4 protein-coding genes are annotated in these 4,429 nt (G+C 75.0%); all 4 read left to right on the forward strand.

The annotated features are described in order from the left end of the window. Positions 1–1,106 (forward strand): ABC transporter substrate-binding protein (locus tag ACWCSD_RS48640; protein WP_449925976.1); only part of this gene is annotated, 1,106 nt, incomplete at its 5' end. Beyond that, entirely contained in the window at positions 1,106–2,053 is a 948-nt protein-coding gene (locus ACWCSD_RS48645; protein ID WP_352325726.1) for an ABC transporter permease, read from the forward strand. The genes ACWCSD_RS48640 and ACWCSD_RS48645, both read left to right, overlap by 1 nt. Further along, the gene (locus tag ACWCSD_RS48650) at positions 2,050–2,907 is read left to right on the forward strand and encodes an ABC transporter permease (protein WP_352355187.1); all 858 of its coding nucleotides are present in this window, start codon (positions 2,050–2,052) and stop codon (positions 2,905–2,907) included. The genes ACWCSD_RS48645 and ACWCSD_RS48650 overlap by 4 nt, the downstream gene beginning before the upstream one ends. After that, a partial coding sequence (locus tag ACWCSD_RS48655; protein WP_449925981.1) for an oligopeptide/dipeptide ABC transporter ATP-binding protein occupies positions 2,900–4,429 on the forward strand: 1,530 nt, incomplete at its 3' end. The genes ACWCSD_RS48650 and ACWCSD_RS48655, both read left to right, overlap by 8 nt.

Raw genomic sequence — 4,429 nt, forward strand, 5'->3', positions numbered from 1 at the left:
GCAAGCCCAGCGCCAGCTTCCTGGCCACCGCCGCGCTGGCCTGGCAGATCGTGCCGAAGAAGCTGGCCGCCGCGCACCCGAAGGACCTCGGCTCGCCCGAGGTCGGCACGCTCGGCTCCGGCCCCTTCAAGGTCACGAAGTTCTCGCTCACCTCGGGGGTGACGCTGGAACGCAACGACCTGTACTGGGGCCCCAAGCCGGAGCTGCGCAGGATCGAGATCAAGGCGATCGGCGACCCCGAGACGCTGCGCCTGGCCGTCTCCTCCGGCGAGGTGGACGGCACCAACGACATCCAGGTCAGCGAGACGCGCAAGTGGAGCGCCCTGCCCGGCGTCACGACCTCCTTCTACCCGGCCAACAACATCGCCTACCTGTCACTCGGCGTGCGCGAGGGGCCGCTCAAGGACGTGCACGTGCGCCGCGCCATCGCCCACGCCCTCGACCGGGAGGCGCTGGCCACGCTCATGACCAGCGGCCACGGCGGCATCGCCGACCTGATGCTGCCCAAGCCGCAGCTCGCCGCCCTGTACGGTGGCACGCCGCCGAAGCTGCCCGCCTACCCCCACGACGTGAACGCCGCCAAGGCCGAGCTGGCCAAGTCGGCCCACCCCGAGGGCTTCACGCTGGCCGCGCCGTACGACAGCGGCAGCGACGACGTCAAGGCGCTCCAGGCCATCGTCGCCGACCTGGCGGTGATCGGCGTCAAGCTCGACCTCCAGCCGCTGCCCACCGAGCAGTACCGGCAGCGCATGTTCAGCCACCAGGACACCCCGCTGCAGCTCGTCGACCTGCTCTACGGCACCCCCGACCCGGGTGAGGTGCTGCCCGACCTGGTCAGCCGCGCCTCGGCCGGGCCCCAGGGCTTCAACTTCAGCGGCTACGGCTCGCCCGAGATGGACGCCCGGCTCGACGACCTGGGCAAGCTCGAGGGAGCGGACCGTGCCGCCGCCGTCACCGAGGTGCTGGCCGAGATCGCCGACCAGGTGCCGTACGTGCCGCTCTACACCAAGGAGGCCGCCGTCGCGCTGCGCAAGCGGTTCACCGGCCAGTTCGGCACCTGGACCATGAACGTCTTCAGCACCATCCGCCCGGCGGCCGGTGTCTGATGGCCTTCGTCGCCCGCCGCCTGGCCGCCGCGCTGCTCCTGCTCGGCGTGCTGTCCGTGCTCACCTACGCGCTGCTGGCGCTCGCCCCCGGGGATCCGGAGCAGGTCCTGCTCGGGCCGCGGCCCTCCACCGCGGAGTCGCGCGCCGCCGTCCGCGCGCAGTACCACCTCGACGACCCGCTGCCCGTCCGCTACGCCACCTGGCTCGGCGACGCCGTGCGCGGCGACTTCGGCGCCTCCCTCTACAGCCGCGAACCCGTCACCAGCGTCATCGCCGACCGGCTGCCCGTCACCGCCGGGCTGGCCGCCTACGCGATCATCCTCACCCTCGCCGTCGGCCTGCCCGCCGGGCTGGCCGCCGCCATGCGCAGGGGCGGCCCGCTGGACCGGGGCATCACGCTCTCCGCGCTGGTCGGCCTCGCGATCCCGCCGTTCGCGATGAGCATCCTGCTGCTGTACGGCTTCGCCGTCACCCTCGGCTGGTTCCCCGTCTTCGGCGCGGGCGAGACGTTCGCCGAGCGGGTCGCGCACCTGACGCTGCCCGCGATCGCGCTGGCCACCGGGCAGGCGGCGGTCGTCATCAGGCAGATGCGGGCGGCCGCGCTCGACCTGGCCGGGCAGGACTTCATGACCTTCGCCCGGGCGCGCGGGGTCGGCCGCGCCCGCTACTGGATCGGGTACGCGCTGCGCAACACCGCGCTGCCCGTCCTCACGGTCGGCGGCCTGCTGCTGGCCGCCAACCTCACCGGCGCGCTGTTCGTCGAACGGGCCTTCGGGCTGCACGGCGTCGGCGAGCTGCTCGTCAGCGCCGTCGGGCAGAAGGACCTGCCCGTCGTCCAGGCGCTCGTCCTGATGGGAGGCGCCGTGGTGGTCGCCGTCAACCTGCTGATCGACCTGGCCTACCTCGCGGTGGACCCGCGGGTGCGTCACGGGGCGGTGGCCGCGTGAGCGTCGTGACGGGGACCGTGCGCCTCGGCGGACGGGCGCGGCGGCTGCGCCGGGCCAGGCCGGGGCCGCTGACGCTGCTGTCGGGCGGGATCCTCGCCCTGATGGCGTTCGCCGCCCTGTTCGGAACGTGGATCGCGCCCTACGACCCGGCCGCGCAGGACCTCGCGCTCGGCGCGACGATGCCGAGCTGGGCCCACTGGGCGGGCACCGACGAGCTGGGCCGGGACGTGTTGTCGCGCTGCCTGGCCGGAGCCCGCTCGGCGCTGCTGTGGCCGCTCGTCGTCGCGCTGGGCACGTGCGCGATGAGCACCTCGCTCGGGCTGCTGGCCGGCTACCGCCGCGGCTGGATCGACGCCGTCATGATGCGGGTGGTCGACCTGCTCATCGCGATGCCGGGGCTGCTCATGCTGATCGTCCTGGTAGGCGTGCTGGGCGGCGGCATCGGGTGGGCGGTGCTGGCGATGGCGGTGCTGTTCACGCCCGGCGACATCCGGGTGGTGCGCAGCCTCACCATGGCCCAGCGCGAGCTGGCCTACGCCGAGGCGGCACGTACACTCGGGCTCAGCCGCGGCCGCATCATGTTCAGGCACCTGCTGCCCAACATCGCACCCACGGTCGTGGCCGGCGCGCTGCTCAGCTTCGTCGCCGCGCTGGTCGCGCTGTCCGGCCTGTCCTTCCTGGGCATCGGGCTGCCAGCCGGCACGCCCGACTGGGGGCTGATGATCGAGGAGAACCGCGGCCTGCTCGACCTCAACCCGTGGGCCGCGGTGGTGCCCGCCGCGCTGGTCACCGTCGCCGCCACCGCCGCCACCCTGCTGGGCGACCAGCTCTTCGAGAGGCTCTCCGATGCTTGAGACACGCGACCTGCGGGTCGTCGGCGACCGGGTGCTCGTGGACGGCGTGGACCTGACGGTCGCCGCGGGCGAGACCGTCGGGCTGGTCGGCGAGTCCGGCAGCGGCAAGTCCCTGACCGCCCGCGCCCTCGTCGGCCTGCTCCCGCGCGGCCTGCGCGCCGAGGGGTCGGTCGAGGTCGGCGGCGCGCAGCTCGTCGGCGCGTCCGAGCGGCTGCTGCGCGGCGTGCGCGGACGACGGATCTCGCTGCTCATGCAGGACCCCTTCGCCATGCTCAACCCGCTGCGCACGGCCGGCGCGCACATCGCCGAGACCCTGCCCGGCCGCACGTCCCGGCAGGAGATCGCGCGCAGGCTGGCCGAGGTCGGCATCGACGACCCCGCCGTGGCCGGGCGTTACCCGTTCCAGCTCTCGGGCGGCATGCGGCAGCGCGTCGCCCTGGCCGCCGCGCTGGCCGGCGACCCCGAGCTGCTCATCGCCGACGAGCCCACCACCGCGCTGGACGCCACCACCCAGCACGAGATCCTGGCGCTGCTGCGCCGCGTCCAGGAGGCGCGCGGCATGGGCGTGCTGCTCATCACCCACGACCTGCGCGTGGCGTTCGCCGTCTGCGACCGGGTCGCGGTGATGTACGCCGGGCGCGTCGTCGAGCAGGGGCCGGGCCCGGAGCTGGCCGCGGAGCCCGCGCACCCGTACACCGCGGGGCTGCTGGCCGCGCTGCCCTCGGCGGAACGCACGCTGGAGCGCCTGGTGGGCATCCCGGGCGCCGTGCCGCGGGCGGACGCGGTGGCCGACGTCTGCGCGTTCGCCACCCGCTGCGACCTGGCCGCCGACGCCTGCACCGCGGCCAGGCCGCCGCTGCGCCCGATCGGCCCCGACCGGCTGACCGCCTGCGTGCACGACACCGCCGGAGCCGCCCGCCCGGCGCTGCGCGAGGCCGCGCTGCCCGCCGCCCCGGCCGCCGGCGAGCCGCTGCTGCACATCGAGGACCTGCGCAAACGGTACGGCGCCCACACCGCGCTCGGCGGCGTCAGCCTGGACGTGAACCCCGGCGAGACCGTCGGCCTGGTGGGCGAGTCGGGCTCGGGGAAGACCACGCTGGCCCGGTCGGTGCTCGGCCTGATCACCCCCGACGGCGGCCGGATCCGGCTCGCCGGCCTCGACGTCACCGACCGCGCCGCCCTGGACCCGCGCGAGCGCGCCCGCGTGCACCGGCTCGTCCAGTGCGTCTTCCAGGACCCCTCCACCTCGCTCAACCCCGCCATGACCGTCGGCGCGACGCTGGCCGAGGCGATCGCCAGGGCCGCGCCCGCCGACCGGATCGGCGTGGGCGAGCTGCTGGAGCTGGCCGGCCTGCCCGCCGCGTACGCCGCCCGCCGCCCCAAGGCGCTGTCCGGCGGCGAACGCCAGCGCGTCGCCATCGCCCGGGCCCTGGCCGTCCGGCCCGCGCTGCTGATCTGCGACGAACCGGTCGCCTCCCTGGACGTGTCGGTCCAGGCGCACGTGCTCGAACTGCTGCGCGGC

The sequence above is a fragment of the Nonomuraea sp. NPDC001684 genome (assembly GCF_053596515.1).